Source organism: Sphingomonas sanguinis, assembly GCF_001476905.1.
Lineage (GTDB): Bacteria > Pseudomonadota > Alphaproteobacteria > Sphingomonadales > Sphingomonadaceae > Sphingomonas > Sphingomonas sanguinis_B.
The window spans coordinates 43692-60899 of record NZ_LDTE01000009.1 but is presented as its reverse complement, the minus strand read 5'-3'; the positions used below and the strand labels follow the sequence as shown (position 1 = coordinate 60899).

21 protein-coding genes are annotated in these 17208 nt (G+C 62.9%); 4 read left to right on the top strand and 17 right to left on the bottom strand.

Annotated features, from left to right (window positions below):
* Positions 1 to 22 precede the first annotated feature (22 nt).
* Complete coding sequence (locus SB4_RS18765; RefSeq protein WP_082669908.1) at positions 23 to 214, top strand: hypothetical protein; 192 nt, start codon at positions 23 to 25, stop codon at positions 212 to 214.
* Between the two features lie 131 nt (positions 215 to 345).
* Here SB4_RS18765 and SB4_RS02340 read toward each other — a convergent pair whose 3' ends face one another.
* Both SB4_RS02340 and SB4_RS18760 read right to left on the bottom strand, forming a co-directional pair.
* Entirely contained in the window at positions 346 to 921 is a 576-nt protein-coding gene (locus tag SB4_RS02340; protein ID WP_058751254.1) for a recombinase family protein, read from the bottom strand.
* A 177-nt stretch (positions 922 to 1098) separates the two neighbouring features.
* The gene (locus SB4_RS18760; RefSeq protein ID WP_082669907.1) at positions 1099 to 2913 is read right to left on the bottom strand and encodes an AAA family ATPase; all 1815 of its coding nucleotides are present in this window, start codon (positions 2911 to 2913) and stop codon (positions 1099 to 1101) included.
* A 713-nt stretch (positions 2914 to 3626) separates the two neighbouring features.
* On the opposite strand from SB4_RS18760, the gene SB4_RS02335 reads away from it, so the two are divergent.
* Both SB4_RS02335 and SB4_RS02330 read left to right on the top strand, forming a co-directional pair.
* Positions 3627 to 4958 (top strand): ABC transporter substrate-binding protein, encoded by a 1332-nt coding sequence (locus SB4_RS02335; RefSeq protein WP_241488449.1) that lies wholly within the window; start codon positions 3627 to 3629, stop codon positions 4956 to 4958.
* A 5-nt stretch (positions 4959 to 4963) separates the two neighbouring features.
* Positions 4964 to 5383, top strand: a complete 420-nt coding sequence (locus tag SB4_RS02330) for a DUF4112 domain-containing protein (protein ID WP_058751266.1) — start codon at positions 4964 to 4966, stop codon at positions 5381 to 5383.
* 6 nt (positions 5384 to 5389) lie between these two features.
* On the opposite strand, the gene SB4_RS02325 is transcribed toward SB4_RS02330, so the two are convergent.
* The 11 genes from SB4_RS02325 to SB4_RS02275 all read right to left on the bottom strand — a co-directional run bounded on the left by SB4_RS02325 (position 5390) and on the right by SB4_RS02275 (position 13158).
* Positions 5390 to 6097 carry a ribonuclease T2 family protein gene (locus SB4_RS02325; protein ID WP_058751253.1) on the bottom strand — a complete coding sequence of 236 codons (708 nt, stop codon included), beginning with the start codon at positions 6095 to 6097 and terminating at the stop codon, positions 5390 to 5392.
* Positions 6094 to 6489, bottom strand: coding sequence for a hypothetical protein (locus SB4_RS02320; RefSeq protein ID WP_058751252.1), 396 nt, complete (start codon positions 6487 to 6489; stop codon positions 6094 to 6096). Before SB4_RS02320 ends, SB4_RS02325 begins: the two co-directional genes overlap by 4 nt.
* 27 nt (positions 6490 to 6516) lie before the next feature.
* A complete protein-coding gene (gene nadC, locus SB4_RS02315; RefSeq protein WP_058751251.1) occupies positions 6517 to 7365 on the bottom strand; it encodes a carboxylating nicotinate-nucleotide diphosphorylase in 849 nt (282 codons plus the stop codon).
* The gene (nadA, locus tag SB4_RS02310; protein WP_058751250.1) at positions 7362 to 8348 is read right to left on the bottom strand and encodes a quinolinate synthase NadA; all 987 of its coding nucleotides are present in this window, start codon (positions 8346 to 8348) and stop codon (positions 7362 to 7364) included. Before nadA ends, nadC begins: the two co-directional genes overlap by 4 nt.
* Positions 8349 to 8393: 45 nt before the next feature.
* Positions 8394 to 9140 carry a DUF4230 domain-containing protein gene (locus SB4_RS02305; protein WP_153006021.1) on the bottom strand — a complete coding sequence of 249 codons (747 nt, stop codon included), beginning with the start codon at positions 9138 to 9140 and terminating at the stop codon, positions 8394 to 8396.
* Positions 9122 to 9982 (bottom strand): MBL fold metallo-hydrolase, encoded by an 861-nt coding sequence (locus SB4_RS02300; protein WP_058751248.1) that lies wholly within the window; start codon positions 9980 to 9982, stop codon positions 9122 to 9124. Before SB4_RS02300 ends, SB4_RS02305 begins: the two co-directional genes overlap by 19 nt.
* Before the next feature lie 75 nt (positions 9983 to 10057).
* Complete coding sequence (locus SB4_RS02295; RefSeq protein ID WP_153006020.1) at positions 10058 to 11647, bottom strand: M56 family metallopeptidase; 1590 nt, start codon at positions 11645 to 11647, stop codon at positions 10058 to 10060.
* On the bottom strand, positions 11644 to 12012 hold the full coding sequence (locus SB4_RS02290; protein WP_058734383.1) for a BlaI/MecI/CopY family transcriptional regulator: 369 nt from the start codon (positions 12010 to 12012) through the stop codon (positions 11644 to 11646). Before SB4_RS02290 ends, SB4_RS02295 begins: the two co-directional genes overlap by 4 nt.
* 233 nt (positions 12013 to 12245) lie before the next feature.
* Positions 12246 to 12569 carry a Grx4 family monothiol glutaredoxin gene (gene grxD, locus SB4_RS02285; RefSeq protein WP_056439494.1) on the bottom strand — a complete coding sequence of 108 codons (324 nt, stop codon included), beginning with the start codon at positions 12567 to 12569 and terminating at the stop codon, positions 12246 to 12248.
* Positions 12570 to 12595: 26 nt separating this feature from the next.
* Complete coding sequence (locus tag SB4_RS02280; RefSeq protein ID WP_058751247.1) at positions 12596 to 12832, bottom strand: BolA/IbaG family iron-sulfur metabolism protein; 237 nt, start codon at positions 12830 to 12832, stop codon at positions 12596 to 12598.
* Positions 12833 to 12834: 2 nt separating this feature from the next.
* A complete protein-coding gene (locus SB4_RS02275; RefSeq protein WP_058717553.1) occupies positions 12835 to 13158 on the bottom strand; it encodes a DUF1476 domain-containing protein in 324 nt (107 codons plus the stop codon).
* A 231-nt stretch (positions 13159 to 13389) separates the two neighbouring features.
* On the opposite strand from SB4_RS02275, the gene SB4_RS19900 reads away from it, so the two are divergent.
* The gene (locus tag SB4_RS19900; RefSeq protein ID WP_193753717.1) at positions 13390 to 13539 is read left to right on the top strand and encodes a hypothetical protein; all 150 of its coding nucleotides are present in this window, start codon (positions 13390 to 13392) and stop codon (positions 13537 to 13539) included.
* 22 nt (positions 13540 to 13561) lie between these two features.
* Here the strand turns inward: SB4_RS19900 and leuD are convergent, their stop codons facing one another.
* The 4 genes from leuD to SB4_RS02255 form a co-directional block, all read right to left on the bottom strand.
* Complete coding sequence (leuD, locus tag SB4_RS02270; RefSeq protein ID WP_058717552.1) at positions 13562 to 14173, bottom strand: 3-isopropylmalate dehydratase small subunit; 612 nt, start codon at positions 14171 to 14173, stop codon at positions 13562 to 13564.
* A gap of 160 nt (positions 14174 to 14333) precedes the next feature.
* Positions 14334 to 15788: a 3-isopropylmalate dehydratase large subunit gene (leuC, locus tag SB4_RS02265; RefSeq protein ID WP_058751246.1), complete on the bottom strand. Its 1455-nt coding sequence runs from the start codon at positions 15786 to 15788 to the stop codon at positions 14334 to 14336.
* Between the two features lie 99 nt (positions 15789 to 15887).
* Positions 15888 to 16571, bottom strand: a complete 684-nt coding sequence (locus SB4_RS02260) for a glutathione S-transferase family protein (protein WP_058751245.1) — start codon at positions 16569 to 16571, stop codon at positions 15888 to 15890.
* Positions 16571 to 17206 carry a CoA transferase subunit B gene (locus SB4_RS02255; RefSeq protein WP_058751244.1) on the bottom strand — a complete coding sequence of 212 codons (636 nt, stop codon included), beginning with the start codon at positions 17204 to 17206 and terminating at the stop codon, positions 16571 to 16573. The genes SB4_RS02260 and SB4_RS02255 overlap by 1 nt, the downstream gene beginning before the upstream one ends.
* Positions 17207 to 17208: the final 2 nt, after the last annotated feature.

Below are 17208 nucleotides of genomic sequence, written 5' to 3'. Positions count from 1 at the left end.
CTCAACCGGCTAGGAGAATGCCATGGTCCGCAACCTGATGTTTGCTGCTGTCGCCTTCACGATGGTGGCAACGCCCGCACTTGCTGCCCCCTGTCGGGATGCCAAGGGCAAATTTATCAAATGCCCGGATAAGGCACCCGTGAAAGCCACGCGCTGCAAAGACGCCAAGGGTAAGTTCGCCAAGTGCGGAACACCCGGCGCTAAGGCCGCATAACGATGCTCTGGACGATCACCGCCGCCATAACGAACACCATGTATTATGGAACGATGGTGGCGTTGATCGTCTACGAAGGAAGTAGGCTTTTCGGTTGGGCTAGAAGGCGGATAGCGAACAGCCGTTAGAGCCTAAGCCGCGCAATACCGCTTAACCGTAGCGGTCGATATGCCGAAATGCGTTGCCGTCTTGGCGATGCTGGCCCCGTTATCACGCCGCCATTCCAGAACCGCGTCACGGTCATGAGCCATAGGGCGACCAAGGCTAGCCTTACCCCGATGCGTCTTGCCGGTCAGAGCCAACGATGCCTTGGCAGCGGCTCGACCGGCATCACACCGTTCTTTTATGCGCTGCCGCTCCATATCTGCCATTTGGGCTAGCACCGCCACGACTAGCTCCCCTACCCCGCGACCTATCGGACCAAGCCCCCGGACGTCTACGGTGACGCCCTTTTCAAGCAGCTTGCGAATGACGGTCTGAACATCAAGGGCGTCGCGGCCTAGGCGATCAATTGCATAGACGCTGATCGCATCGCCTTCACGGACATAGGAAAGCAAAGCGCCAAAGCCGGGGCGATCGGCCGCGAGGATCGCCCCCGATACACCTTCATCCACGAACTCTTTATCGAAACCACCACCAAGAGCCTGTCGCTGCGCCTCAACAGACTGGTCGCTGGTCGACACACGGTAATACGCAATGCGGCTCATATGCTCTCGACTCGCTCAAAAGATATGAGACTTATTGAGCCGGTTAGATCAATGAGTCAAACCTATCTTTTGAGCCTATAGATAACCCCGCTTGGCGCTTTGGTCATAAGCTAGAACTTTAGATCCCTACGATTATCACTTCGTCCACCACGCGTCGCTATTCGGAAGCCCCGCTAGTCATTTTGAAATAAGATTCTCAAAATCAGATTTGCCAATGAATTCCTCTATTATACTTAACACCTCTCCAAAATTTATAAAGTTTTCATAAATGGGCTCTGCACATATCTTCTCGCATAAGGCCGATTTACGCAGAGATTTTGATGTAACTACGTCACCGTTTGGCTTTGTGACTGACTTTAACTGATAAAACTCATCAGTTATAACACCCTCCGGTAACAAATTTTCTATACCAGCCCTGACCTTTTTGTTAGCATCGCTAATATTAATTTTTCTAACCCATAATTTATCAGAAGTATGGTCAATAGTCTTTGAATCATTATCATTTAAAAGTAGGATTTTTCTATTAGACAAATCTGGGTTTGCCTTTAAAACCGATTGAGTATTCCTTAATGCATCAGCACCTGTGTGAAAGCCCTGACCATTCGAGTCCCTCGCTCCTATCCACTCAATTGAACAGGCTTTAAGTAGATCGCTTTTACCAAGCGCAAGAGCAGCGGAAATTATATATGGGGCATCCGTCTCCCCTTCGACATATACAACTGGCATCGCATGCGCGGAAGCTTCTTCCACCACTCGCTTTGTGAATGCTTGGGACGCAGACAAAGCATTTAGAGCCTTTTCAAATTCGATATATGCCTCGGCTCCAACCGGCACACCATTTGGCATATCAATCACTTGAATGCCTTCCGCCATAAAAGATTTTTCCATGCCCAAGACAAATACTGGCGAGTGACTACTTACGATAAACTGAATTTTTGGAAACAGTTTCATAATTTTTGGCAATACACTATGTTGCAGATCAATGTGAATATGCGCATCCACCTCATCAATGACGCATATTCCGGTTATCTCTTCAAGATCCACTCCCGAACCCGACTGAGACAGGTCGCCATATCTCAACAATGTGCCAAACATTCCTAGCAGGATAGCCTGTCCGGTCGAAAGGGCATCAATGTTAGGAAATGCTAATTCATTTCCCCTCGCAACCCCGATTTTGTCTGGTGACTTTCTACCCATCCAGACGAATCTAATAGTATTATCACCAAATATTTCTTGTAGTATTTTGTTACAATGAGACAAAACATGCGACGAATTCATGGCAATTTGCGGATCGCCTCTAAAATTCCATTCCACACCATTTTCGGTATGATTTGGCCAAATTTCCGTACGGCAATCAGCCAGCACGGATAGAAGCCATTGCTTGAAAGATGCCAATGCTCTCTCAATATATATAGGCTTAGTTAGTCTTCTAGAAAAAGCAGGATCGACTTCAAATTCCAACGTGGAAATTGCTTCCTTATTAAGCCAGTAGGGAGACTCCGATCGACTTGACGGAAAATAGGCGTAGACCCCCTTTTCAAATATCGCTTCTGAACGCTTTTCATCAATAGGGAAATCTTTAAGCGATCCTTCTACATTCCAATTTAAATTTGGAAGGAAATCGACAGGAACCTTATCATGTAATTTAGTCGGGTCTAAATTTCCGGCTTTTTCTCTATATATTCTATGCGCACCATCATCATTGAATTTCAGGAGACTGAATGATCCCGCTGCTCCGGTCGTAATTGTACGCCCGCCAACCACTCGGAACCAAGCGCGCCCACTACCCTTCGTAGGCAGAACATTATCATAGTGAACAGCAGCCGCCTCAAACAAGGCGTCAACGATCATTGACAAAAAGTTCGTCTTACCGCTCCCGTTTCCTCCCACCAATATAACTGGCTTTGGATTTCCAGTATTACTAAATTCTAGGGATATGTTTAGCCACCTTAGCGGACCACTATTTTCCACAACAGCTTTTTCAAGATACATAAATAATACCTTGCCTTATCCCGTAGGTTAGATCCGACTTGTTATTTCTTAATAATAATATGATTTAAAAAGATTTATAACTTTATTATTTTGTCTCATCATATTTAACAGTTTCGAGAATGAACCTGACCCACATCCTCTTTTTAGCTAGTGCTGACCACACCCTTCACCGAGATGTTTCCGGGTATAATGCCGCGCTTTTCCCCGTATCTTTAACGTCGCAGTTTGACGGCTTGCCGATTTAATCGCAACCAACAATCGACTATGGAAAGATACATAAGTTAAACCATATGCGATCTCTCTGCCCCGATCGATCCATGGCTTTGAGGGGCGACGGTTAAAACGATGAATTGCTCTTCTGACCGGCAGGCAGATAGCCCGCCCCCCCTTCACGGCTCTGCTTCACGCAGCCAGAAACCGTGTAAATTTCGTGTAATCGATACGGGAAAATGGGGGTAAAAACGGGTATTCGCGGTTACGCCCATTCACAACGGAGGAGCGCTAAGGGCATGAATCTAGGTCGAAAAGGGCACTTTAGGGCAAGTGCCCGGCATCGACTTAAAATCGGCTTCCTATGGAGTGCGGGTTCGAGTCCCGCCGTCCGCACCACCGCGCTCGGGATTGCGCTTCTCGCCACGGCGGGATGTGATCGCCACGCCGACAAGGGCCCCGTGATCGTCAGCGCGGTTGAGCCGGTCGACGATTCGTCCCCCATGCTCCGCCCTGCCGCCGGTGACGAGGATACGCCCCACCGGGTGATGCGTGATGCACTGGCCCAGGGGCTGGTCCGTTTCGATGCCAATGGCCAGATCGAACCGGGGCTCGCCGAACGCTGGATCGTGATCGACGGCGGCGGCAGCTATATCTTCCGGTTGCGGGAGGCGAAGTGGAACGACGGTACGCCCGTCACCGCCGAACAGATCGTACCGATCCTGCGTCGCCTGGTATCGCCGCGTTCGGGCAACCCACTGGCCCCCTTCCTGACCGCGATCGACGAGATCGTCGTGATGACCCCGCAGGTGATCGAGGTTCGTCTGTCACGCCCTCGCCCCGACCTGCTGAAGCTGTTCGCACAGCCCGAGATGGCGATCATCAACGCCAAGCATCGCGGGACCGGCCCCTTCCGCATAATCCGATCCGGCCCCCCGCCCCTTCTCCGTCCCATTCCCGACCCCCGCCGCGTCGATCCCGACGAAGCCGCGACGCCCAAACCCGAGGATGATGTCCGCTTGATCGCCGAAAGCCCGGCGCGAGCCATCCTGCGCTTTGCGCGCGGCGCGTCGGACCTGATGCTGGGCGGCCGGTTCGCGACATGGCCACTGATCGACGCGGCGGGCGTCGGCTCGACCGCGATCCGCGTCGATCCGGCGGCAGGGCTGTTCGGGCTGAGCATCGCTGCGCGTGACGGCTTCCTGGCCGATCCCGCCAATCGCCAGGCGCTGTCGGCCGCCTTCGACCGGGCCTCGATCCTGGCGGCCGTCGCGCCCAATTGGGACGCCACCGATCGGCTGCTGCCCGATGCGCTCGATTCGGATGCGCCCCCGCAAATTCCGGGCTGGGCCCTGCTCACCCTGGACGAGCGGCGGGCGGGCGCGCAGGCGCGCGTCACGGCCTGGGGCAAGCCGGTGCGACTGCGGGTCGCGCTTCCTCAGGGGCCCGGCGCGAACCTGCTTTACGGACAGATTGGCGCGACCCTGCTATCCATCGGCATCACGCCCGAGCGAGTGGCGGAGGACGCTCCTGCCGACCTGCGCCTGATCGATGCGGTGGCGCCGTTCGACAGTGCGCGCTGGTATCTCGCCACCGCCTGCGCGCCCTGTGGTCCGGCGGCCCAGGCGGCGATCGAGCAGGCGCGCCTAGCCCCGACCCTTGCCGCCCGCAGCGCGGCGATTGCGACGGCGGACGCGGCGATCAATGCCGATACGCCCTTCATCCCGCTGGCCCGGCCGCTGCGCTGGTCGCTCGTCAGCGGGCGGCTGCGGCAATATCAAACCAATATCCGCGCCTGGCATCCATTGAACCGGTTGCGCGCCGACACCAATTGATCGGCATGGCAAACGCTACTCGTATCGACCCGACCAGCTTCGACGCGCTCCCGCTGGACAAGGGCATCGCCGCGAGCCGCCAGCGGATCGAGGCGATGGAGCGATTGCTGGAACGGGTCGTAATCCTGCCCGGCCTCAATCGCCCGATCGGCCTGGACGTGGTGCTGGGGCTAGTGCCCGTCATCGGCGACATCGCCGCCGCCGCGCTGGGCAGCTATATCATCTGGGAAGCGCGCAATCTGGGCATGTCCAAATTTCAGATGCTGCGGATGATGGGCAATGTCGGCTTCGACGCGGTGCTGGGTTTCGTGCCGCTGATCGGCGATGCGGCGGACGTGCTGTTCCGGTCCAACACGCGCAACCTGCGGATCATCCGCAAGCATCTGGACAAGCATCACCCCTCCGGCGTCACGCTGGAGGGGTAAGGCCGTTCAGCGGCCGCCGCGCCAGATCTTCAACGGCGCGTTCGGGGCAAGGCCGCCCTGGTGCACCGGGCAGCGGGTGGGACGGAACGCCTTGTTCAGGCAAATCCAGATTTCGTCGAGCCAACCGTCGCGGGTCGCGGTGACGCGCATCATGTCGGCGGTCATGCCGCGATTGGCCGCCGCGAACGCCGTCGCTAGATCGCCAGCCGTCAGGTCGTCGCGCCGCGACAGCCCCATCATGTCGGGATAGCGCAACCGGTCATACAGCGCATTGGACCGCTGGAAATAGCGCGCCGGGCTATAGCCGGGCATGCAGGTGCCGTGCTTGGCCCATTCATGCTGGAGCAGCTGGGCCGAGGGGGTGGCGCAGATATGGCGGCGAACCACGGCCTGCGGGAGGATCGCGGTCGGGCGACAATATTGCGGCCAGTCCTTGCCCACCCCGTCCGGCCAAAGGCCATGCAGGGTGAAGCCGAACCGGTTGCCCGATCCGCACTGGAAGCTGCTGTCCCCCCTGGCATCGCGGCAATATTGCGGGCTCCAGGTGATGGCGAGCGTATAGCTGCCGATCGGTAGAACGCGCGTCGGCTGGCTGGCGCTGGGCAGGTCCGGGCGGATGCTCTGCGGCCCGGACGGCGCGGTGCATTGAAGCGTCTGCGCCGAGGCGAGTTGCGGGGCGGCCAGCAGCGCCAGACCGATCAGGATTTTCTTCATGCTTCGTTGACCTCCGACATGACACGATACCAGGCGCGGGCATTGGGCCGTGCCAGCATGACCAACGCGACGAGCGACGCCGCCGCCTGAACCGTCGTCAGCACGCCGAACAGCCCCTCCGCCAGCGCGCCGACCGACACCTGAAAGAGAAAGCCGAACAGGTTCATCGCGGTCAGGATCGCCAGGAAGATCAGCCCGCCCAGACTGGCGAGTCGCGTCGTCAGCAGCGTCGCCAGCGCGAACAGGACAATGGGGATGATATTGGCGATGGCGGCGATGGTCGCACCATATTGCGCCACCGCCTCGCCCCAGCCCATCACCGCAAGCACCGCCAGCAGCAGGATGGCGAGGAGCGACAGGCGTTCGCCCAGGATCACCGATTTGGGTCGCACGACCTCTTCCCCTTGTTGGCGAACGGCTCAGGCCGCCGCGAAATCCAGTCCGATATCGGCCGCCGGGGCCGACTGGGTCAAGCGGCCGACGCTGACATAGGTGACACCGGTCTCGGCCAGCGTGCGGATCGTGTCGAGCCGGACACCGCCCGAAGCCTCGGTCGGCACCCGCCCCGCGACCCGCGCGACGCCTTGGGCCAGCTTGGCGGGCCCCATATTGTCGAGCAGCAGATGCGTCGCTCCCGCCGCCAGGGCGGGCTCGATCTGGTCGAGTTCGTCGACCTCGACGATGATCCGCGCGATGCCCGCCGCCTTGGCCGCGGCGACCGCCGGCCCGATGCCGCCCGCGACTGCGACGTGATTGTCCTTGATCATCGCCGCATCCCACAGGCCCACGCGATGGTTCTGCGCACCGCCCATGCGAGTGGCGTATTTCTCGATCAGGCGCAGGCCCGGAATGGTCTTGCGCGTATCGAGCAGCGTCGCCCCGGTGCCCTGGATCGCCGCGACGTAAGCCGCCGTCATCGTTGCGATGCCCGACAGGTGCTGCACGGTGTTCAATGCCGAGCGCTCGGCGGTCAACATCGCGCGTGCCTTGCCCGACAGGCGGAGCAGGTCGGTGCCCGCCGGAACCGCCGTGCCGTCCTCGACCAGCCGTTCGATCACGACATCCGGGTCGAGGTGCCGGAAGAACGCCTCGGCGATGGGCAGCCCGGCGACGGTGATCGCGTCACGGCTCGCCATGGTGCCGATGAAGCGCGCCTCGGCCGGGATGACTGCCGCCGAGGTGATGTCGCCGCCCGGCCCCAGATCCTCGGCCAGCGTCGCGGTGACGAACGCGTCGAGGTCGAAGCCTTCGATCACGCTGTCCGTCACGGGCGCGGACCCAGATCGCCCTGGCCGACCGTGCCGCTGGCGAGCGTCAGCATCGCGTCGAGACTCTTCTTGGCTTGAAGCCGCAGCCCCTCCTCGATCTCGACACGCGGGGTCAGGTCGCGCAGCGCCAGGTACAGCTTCTCCATGGTGTTCAGCGCCATGTACGGGCAGATATTGCAGTTGCAGTTGCCGTCCGCGCCCGGTGCGCCGATGAAGGTCTTGCCCGGCATCGCCTTTTGCATCTGGTGGATGATGTGCGGCTCGGTCGCGACGATCAGCGTGTCGCTGGTGACGGTTTGCGCAAACTCCAGGATGCCGCGCGTCGAGCCGACATAATCGGCATGGTCGAGGATCACGGCCGGGCATTCGGGATGCGCGGCGATCGGCGCGTCGGGATGCTGGGCGCGCAGCTTCAGCAGCTCGGTCTCGCTGAACGCCTCATGCACGATGCACACGCCCGGCCACAGCAGCATGTCGCGACCGGTCTTGCGCGCCAGATAGCCGCCCAGATTGCGGTCGGGGCCGAAGATGATCTTCTGCGCCGGATCGATCTGCGCCAAGATCTGCTCGGCGGAGGAGGACGTCACGATGATGTCGGACAGCGCCTTCACCTCGGTCGAGCAGTTGATATAGGTCAGCGCGATGTGATCCGGGTGCTGGGCCCGGAATTCGGCGAACTGCTCGGGCGGGCAGCTGTCCTCCAGGCTGCATCCGGCGGCCATGTCGGGCAGCACGACGATCTTGTCCGGCGACAGGATCTTGGCCGTCTCCGCCATGAAGCGCACGCCGCAAAAGGCGATGACGTCGGCATCGGTCGCCTGCGCCTTGCGACTGAGGTCCAGGCTGTCGCCGACGAAATCGGCCAGGTCCTGAATCTCGGGCTTCTGATAATAATGGGCGAGGATGACGGCGTTGCGTTCCTTGCGGAGCCGGTCGATCTCGGCGCGCAGGTCGAGGCCCGTCAGATTCGTCTGGATGGTCATGGCATTCCCCCTAGGCGCACGCACGCGCGCCGACAATCATGGACATCAGCCCGTATTGCTCAGAACCTCTTGCACCGTGCGCGTCGTGTCCCAGCGTTCGTCGTTGGACGGCTCGTCGGAGAAGCGGACCTTGACGTTCGCCTCCACGCCCGCCGCACGCAACGGCATGGCAAAGCTGCGCTCCACCGCGCGCCGCGTGGCATCGCGGGCCAGCTTCATCGGTGCGGGCGCGCGCGCCTGTCGCATCAATTCCACCTGCCCGGCGGTACGATTGGCGGCATCCAGACGCTGCTCGGCATCGGTGAAGGTTGTCAACACGCCGCCCGAGCCATATTCGCGGATCGCCGACAGATCGACCTGCGGCCCGTCGATCTCGACCGGCGGCAGCGTGACCGACAGGGTGCGGCTGCCCGCATCCCAGCGGACATCCTTCTGCTGCAACTTGCCCAGATCGACCTCGTAGCGGACCATGCCCGGCATGATGAGCGTGCGTTCGGTCGAAAAACCCAGCTGCGACTGGCGCGAGGTAACGACCGCGACATAGCGGGCGGCAAAGGCCGACAACCGGTTCTGCTCGCGCAGTCCGTCCAGGCTGGCCCGTGCGATCGTCGTCGGATCGGGGGTCAGCCGGTCGGCGACATAGCGCTCAATACCCCACACCACCAGCAGTCCGGCCAGCACGAGCAAGACCAGCGCACCCGCCACCTTGGTCAGGAACAGGCCCACACCGCCGCGCCGCTCGGCCGTCGACCGCTCTGTGGGCGGAGAGGGATTCACGCCGCGCTCGTCCATGATGCTCCTTCCTCGCGAACCAGGCCACGTGTCCGCAAGTCATAAAGATGCGCCAGCACCGATCGTTCCGCCGCCGGAATCAGTTTGGGGTTGAGGCCGACATACATGCGGGCGGTCATAGCACCGATGGTCAGGTCCTCTCCCTTGGCGAGCAGCCGCAAGATCTGGCCCTCGCGCTGCTTGCGATGCCCCAGCATCCCGCGCACCAGCCGCTGCGGATTGTCGACCGCCTCACCATGCCCCGGATAATAGACGCGGTCATCGCGCTCCATCAGCTTTTCCAAGCTCGCCATGTAAGCGCTCATGTCGCCGTCGGGGGGCGAGACGATGCTGGTTGACCAGCCCATGACATGATCGCCGGAGAAGAGCGCCCGCGTCTGGGGCAGTGCGAAGGCGAGATGGTTGGAGGTGTGGCCCGGCGTCGCGATGGCGGTCAGCGTCCAGCCGTCACCCACCACGCCTTCTCCCTCTGCCAGTACTTGGTCGGGAGCATAATCGCGGTCGAAGGCCGCATCGGAGCGGCCGCCTTCATAATCGGGTGCGAAGGGCGCGGCGCCTACGATGGGGGCTCCGGTGATACGCGCCAGCGGGCGGCTGGCGGGGCTATGGTCGCGGTGGTGATGGGTGATGACGATCGCGGTCACCGGCCGCCCGGCAATCGCGCGGGTCAGCGCGTCGAGATGGGCGGGATCATCGGGACCGGGATCGATGACGGCGACGTCGCGGACGCCGACCAAATGGGTCTGCGTCCCCGTATAGGTAAACGCCGAAGGATTGGGAGCGAGCACGCGGATGACCAGCGGCTCGAGCAGGATCGGGATGCCGGTCGGATGCTCAGCCATTATCGATTATGTGGGCAACCCGCCGCCAATAGGCAAGCCCCGCGCCGCGACAAGGACGCGGGGCATGAAGAGGCATCAATCCTGTTCGGGCTTGGCCATCTCGGCCTTCAGCTCGGCGGTCGCCTGCTCCAGACCGGCCAACGCCTCGCGGCGGGCCTCGTCGGACAGGTTGCGGTCCTGGGTAATCGTGGTCCGAGCCATGTCGATGCCCGCCATGGCGACCTTCATGTTGGTGTGCGCCGAACGCTTTGCCATCTGGGCCGACTTCGCCGCGCTCTGCGCCATCGCCTCGATCCGGTCGGTGCAGATCACGGTCACCATCGCGCCGCCGGGCCGGGTGGTCGTGAAGCTCGTCCGCGTGTCGCCACCGCCGACGCCGCACTTTTGCGAGCGGATATCGGGGATACGGATGGTCGTGACCTGTTCCTTGCCATCCGGCATGACGAAGCGGATGACCTTGGTGTCTCCGACACGCGTCATCGTGGAACGACGGGCGACAGGAAGCGGCGGGACCGGTGGCACGTCCGCCACCTGCGTTACTTCGGGCACCGACGGGATGGATGGCGTGGTCGCCGCGATTGCAGGCATGGGCATCGCGGCAGGTGCCGGAGTGGCGGGCACGCGCGGCACCGCGGGAACGGCCGGCTCGGTCTGTGCGACGGCGGGCAAGATCGCCGCCGTGCTGGTCAGGTCGACGCCCAGCGTCCGCTCGACCTTGCTGGTGAGCGCCGCCGCCGCCGGGGTGCCCGACGCGGTCGCGCCCAACCCGGCCAGCACCAGCAGGGACACGGTGGCCCCGCCGACCGCCAGCTGACGACGCGATTTCGGAGAAGTGGTCAACATCTTCAGCCTCCCTTTCAGATCATCGATCGTGTGCAGGTGACAGGCGCCGGACAGGGCGCGGCCATGCGCGGCCTTGACGATGGCGCAGGCATAGACATGCCGGTCGGCCCGGCTGCGCCCCTTCAGGACACGGGCGTCGTTGGCCAGCTCCTGATCGGCACGGAACGCGTGGAAGGCCCGCCACGCCAGCGGGTTGAACCAGTGCAGCGCTAGAACGGCGAGCGCGATCCAGTTGGCGATCAGGTCGCCGCGTGCGTGGTGGCCCAGCTCATGCGCCAGTGCGAGGTCACGCTCATCGGCGTCGTAACGCTCGGCGAAATCGCGCGGAAAGGCGACGTAGCGATGCCAGATACCGAAGGCGAGCGGCCCCGGCGCGCCATCACTGGCCACCACGCGCACGCCCTTGACCGCATCCAGCGGTTCGGCATCCGCAAGCAGCCGCGTGCGGAAACGCCAATGGCGAAACAGCTGGAAGCTCAGGAACCCCGCCGCGCCGATAATCCAGAACAGCGCCACGCCCTGCTCCACCATCGGCCAGATGCTGGGCGCATCCGGCGTGGCGGAGATTTGCGCGGTCATGGGCAGCACGACATAGGTGGCGAAGCGCTCACTCGCAGCCGCCAATGGCGGGGTCGCCTGCTCCGACAGCCCACGCGGCAGCGGCGGCAGGATCAGGCGGAGCAGCGGCAAGGCCCAGAGCGCATAGGCGACCTGCGGCCCAAAGGCCTGCCGGACATGGCGGCGGGCCAGCAGGACCAGCGCCATGAGGAGGGTGGAGGCAATCATCGCCTCCACCACCCAGCCGAGTTGCGCGCCGCTCACGCCTTCAACTCCTTGAGCAGCGCCTCGATCTCGGAAATGTCCTGTGCGGTCAGCTCATCCCGTTCAGCGAGATGCGCGACCAGCGGGGTCAGGCGGCCGCCGAACAGCCGGTCGATCAGACGGCGGGATTCACCCACGACATAATCGTCACGCGCGACCAGCGGGCGGTATAGATAGCGCCGTCCCTGCTCCTCATGCCCGATGGCTTCCTTGGCGAGCAGGCGACCAAGCAGCGTCTTGACGGTGTTGGTGCTCCAGCCACGTTCGGGATCGACCCGCTCGGCGACATCCTGCGCGGTCAGCGGGGCCTCGTCCCACAAGACCTCCATCACCGCATGTTCGGCATCGCTGATACGCTCGGCCATAGACTCGCCCTCTCATTGACTACAAGCGTAATCCTATGCCGATTACAGGCGTAGTCAATAGGCAAAGCGATCCTCCCCGGCACGGGGAGGTGGCATCGCGCCAGCGATGACGGAGGGGGGCTTCCACACAGGACACCCCTCGCGGCGATCCCCCTCCACCAGCTTCGCTGGTCCCCCTCCCCGTTTCGGGAAGGATAAAAAAGGGCCGGATTTTCATCCGGCCCTCTGTCGCATCACGCGGTCTTCACATCCTGGACCAGCTCGGCCAGTTCGCCGCTTTCGTACATCTCCATCATGATGTCCGAACCGCCGACAAACTCACCCTTTACATAGAGCTGCGGGATGGTCGGCCAGTCCGAATAGGCCTTGATGCCCTGGCGAATGCCCTGGTCCTGCAGGACGTCGACGCTCTCGAACGGCACATCCAGATGGTTCAGGATCGCCACAGCGCGGCTGGAAAAACCGCATTGCGGGAAGAGCGGCGTGCCCTTCATGAACAGCAGGACGGCATTGTCCTTCACCAGCGCATCGATCCGCGCGTTCGTATCGTCGGTCATGTCATTCATCCTCGAAGGAAAACAGGTCAGGCGGCCGGAACCGCCGTGGTCAGTTGCAGCGCGTGGAGCTCGCCTCCCATGCGCCCGCCCAGCGCGGCATAGACGGCGCGGGTGCGCGCGACGCGGCTCATACCTGCAAAGCTGGCGGCTACCACATGGGCGGCATAGTGATCGCCGTCCCCGGCCAGGTCGGTAATCTGAACCTCGGCATCGGGAATGGCGGAGCGGATCATCGCGGCGATATCGTCGGCAGCCATCGGCATGGTCAGCGGCTCTCGATCAGCTGGCGGCGGGCCTCGACCTGCTGCTCATCAAGCGCACGACGGACCTCGGCTTCCTCGACATCGATCCCGGCGGCGGTCAGGTCGCCCAGCAGCTTGCGGATGACATCCTCATCACCCGCTTCCTCGAAATCGGCCTGGACGACCGCCTTGGCATAGGCGTCGGTCTCGGCGGGGGTCAGCTTCATGCGCTCGGCGGCCCATTGCGCGACCAGACGGTTACGCCGGGCCGTGATGCGGAACATCATGTCCTGGTCGGCCACGAACTTGGCCTCGAACCCCTTCCTGCGATCATCGAAACTCGTCATCGGTCCGCTATCCCCCAGCCCCGCGGGGCTTCGCCAGTCATCACGTTAGATGCCCGAAATAGGCATGACCTGGCGCAGGTGCAACCAATGGGCCGCTGCGTCGTTATCGGGCGCCGCAAATTCGCACCGGCCAAAAGGAACATAGCGCATCGCTCGCTCGTAATGTAAGCAGCGCAGTGATCGGACGACTGGCCGCCCTTACGAGCCGGGGCCGATCGGCAGGAGAGAGCGATGCGTCACGAGCATTTCCCGAAAAGCCGCGAGGTTGCCCGCGGGTATGACATGGCCCCATCGGCACCGGTGACCGGCTTGGTCAACGGCCTGTTGGCATCGTTCGTCCTCTGGGCCCTGATCGCAGGCGTCGTCGCCTTCGCCCTCTAACCAAGCGCAGCAAACAGGAAAATCAGGACAGCGCCGCCGTCAGCCGCGCCCGCCCCTCGATCCAGGGACGTCCCGCCGCCATCTCGCCCTCGAACCGGCCGATGGCCTCATCTCGCGCCAGCGTCAGCCCCACTTCGTCCAGCCCCTTCATCAGGCATTCGCGACGAAACGGGTCCAGCTCGAAGGGAAAACGATCCTGATAGGGCGTCGTGACGCTCATCGTTTCCAGATCGACGGTGATCGGCTGGTCCTTCGCCACCTCCAGAAGACGGTCGACCGCCTCCTGCGGCAGGACCACCGGCACGATGCCGTTCTTGAAGGCATTGCCCGAGAAAATGTCCGAGAAGCTCGGCGCGATCACCGCCTGGATGCCCATATCGGCCAGCGCCCAGGCGGCATGTTCGCGGCTGGACCCGCAACCGAAATTGTCGCCCGCGATCAGGATCGGAGCGCCCGCATAACGCGGATCGTCGAAGATATTGCCCGGCTGCGCGCGCACCGTCTCGAACGCGCCACGCCCCAGACCGGCGCGGGTGATGGTCTTCAACCAATGCGCCGGAATGATGACGTCGGTGTCGATATTCTTGGCACCCCAGGGATAGGCGGTGCCCGAGACGGTCGTGACCGGATTCATGCGTCGATCCTGCCCTGCTCAGCGCTTCGGTGCAGGCCGCTGCTCGGCCGTCGCGGGACGCGAGGCGACCCCGGCGGCATAGGCGGCCGCGCCGCACAGCACCGCGCCGGTGACGAGCATGACCAATACGTGCTTCATGATGCTACCCCTGCCGTCCCTGTTATGCGTCTTCACGATCGACGTCGTGGACATTCAACTCTCTAACATCGAAAAGGCGCCCGGTCACGGCCGCCGCCGCCGCCATCGCGGGGGACAGCAGGTGCGTACGCGCCCCCGGCCCCTGCCGCCCGACGAAATTGCGGTTCGACGTCGAGGCACAACGCTCGCCCGGCGGCACCTTGTCGGGGTTCATGGCAAGGCACATCGAACACCCCGGCTCGCGCCACTCAAAGCCCGCCTGTACGAACACCTGGTCCAGCCCCTCGGCCTCGGCCTGGCGCTTGACCAGGCCGGAGCCCGGCACGACCAGCGCGCGGACGCCGTCGGCAACCTTGCGGTCGCGTGCCACGGCGGCGGCGGCGCGCAGATCCTCGATCCGGCTGTTGGTGCAGCTGCCGATGAAGACGTGTTGGATCGCGACATCCTGCATCGCGGTGCCGGGGGTCAGGCCCATATAGTCCAGCGACTTGCGCGCCGCTTCGCGCTTGGACGGATCGGCGAAGCTGTCGGGATCGGGAACCACGCCGGTGATCGGCACCACATCCTCGGGGCTGGTGCCCCAGGTCAGGTTCGGCGCGATGTCGGCGGCGTCCAGCGTCACCACCTTGTCGTACACCGCCCCCGGATCGGTCGGCAGCGTCCGCCACCAGGCGACGGCCTTCTCCCAGTCCTCGCCCTGGGGAGCCATGGGGCGGCCCTTCAGATAGGCGAAGGTCGTCTCGTCCGGCGCGATCAAGCCCGCCCGCGCGCCGCCCTCGATCGACATGTTGGCGATGGTCAGGCGCCCTTCGACCGACAGGTTGCGGATGACGCTGCCGGTGAATTCGATGACGTGGCCGGTGCCGCCCGCCGCACCGATCTTGCCGATGATGGCCAGCACGACGTCCTTGGCCGACACGCCATGACCCAGCACGCCATCGACGCGCACTTCCATCGTCTTGGACGGCGAGAGGAGCAGCGTCTGGGTCGCCAGCACATGCTCGACCTCCGACGTGCCGATGCCGAAGGCCAGCGCGCCCAGCGCACCGTGTGCCGAGGTATGGCTGTCGCCGCACACCAGCGTCGTGCCCGGCAGGGTGAAGCCCTGTTCCGGCCCGACGACATGGACGATACCCTGCGCCGCCGCCGTCGCATCGATATAGTCGACGCCGAACTCGGCAGTGTTGCGACGAAGCGCGTCCAGCTGCTGTGCGCTTTCCGGGTCGGCGATGGGCAGCAGGTTGCCGTTGGCGTCCTTGCGCGGCGTCGTCGGCAAATTGTGATCGGGCACCGCCAGCGTCAGCTCGGGACGACGCACCTTGCGCCCGGCGGCGCGTAGCCCCTCGAACGCCTGCGGACTCGTCACCTCGTGAACGAGGTGGCGGTCGATATAGATGAGGCAGGTGCCATCGGGCCGCCGTTCGACAACGTGCGCGGCCCAGATCTTCTCGTACAGAGTCTGGGGTCGTTGGGCCATGATGGGGGCGCTGTTATCCGAAAAGGTGCGAAAGGCAAAGGCGAAGCGTAATCTTATTTCGCTTCGGTAGCGAATTTGCCTTCCGGAGGCGGGTTTTCCTCACGCGCGGAAGTCTTGAGTCACCCCGCCATATTCCGCCAGCTCGATCTCGTGATCGGGATCGCGCCACGTCTCCGCCAACGCCTGAGCCTCCCAGTCCTTCACCGCCGGGTGCGCGAGCAGCGTCTCGACCCAGGTCGCACCGGCCGCGCCGACATCGATGCCATAGGTCCGCACCCGGAACGCCACCGGCGCATAAAAGGCATCGACCGCGGAGAAGCGCTCGCCCGCCAGCCACGGCCCACCAAAGCGCGACAGCCCCTCGCCCCATAGTTCCGCCAGCCGCGCGACGTCACGCTCCAACCGGGCGGACGGCGCTTTCGCCTCCACCCGCACGCCGCTGTTCATCGTCCGCTCGGCCCGAAGCGCGCCAAAGCCGCCATGCATCTCTGCCACGGCGCACATTGCCCAGGCGCGGGCCGCTTCATCCTCGGGCCATATGCCGGGGTGCCGTTCGGCCAAATAGAGCGCGATGCCCAGCGAATCCCAAACCGTCCGCTCGCCATCGAGCAGCACCGGCACCTGCCCCGTCGGCGAAAAGGCGCGGAACGCCTCGTAATTCTCCGCCGCCGCGAACGGCTCGATCCGGTCTGTGAAGGCGATCCCCAGCGCCTTCATCAGCAGCCAGGGACGCAGCGACCAGCTGGAGTAATTCCGGTTCGCGGTGACGAGGGTATAGGCCATCAGCGCTCGAACTTGGCGGTGGTCTTCGCCGCCACCTCGTCGGCGGTCACGCCCGGCGCGCATTCGATCAGGCGGAACGGGCTGTAATGATCCGGACGCTGGAACACGGCCAGGTCGGTGACGATCATATCGACGACGTTGCGCCCGGTCAGCGGCAGGGTGCATTCGGGGATGAACTTCGGACTGCCGTCCTTGGCGTTATGCTCCATGACGACGATGATCTTCTTGACGCCCGCGACCAGATCCATCGCGCCGCCCATGCCCTTGATCATCTTGCCGGGGATCATCCAGTTGGCGATGTCGCCGCCTTCGGACACTTCCATCGCGCCCAGCACGGTCAGGTCGATATGTCCGCCCCGGATCATCGCGAAGCTGTCCGCCGACGAGAAATAGACGGAGTGCGGCAGTTCGCTGATCGTCTGCTTGCCCGCGTTGATCAGGTCGGGATCGACCTCGTCATCATAGGGGAACGGCCCGATGCCCAGCATCCCGTTTTCGGATTGCAGCGTCACCTCAACCCCTTGCGGGATATGGTTGGCCACCAGCGTCGGGATACCGATGCCGAGATTGACGTAGAAGCCGTCCTTCAATTCCTTGGCCGCACGGGCGGCCATTTCGTCGCGGGTCCAGGCCATGC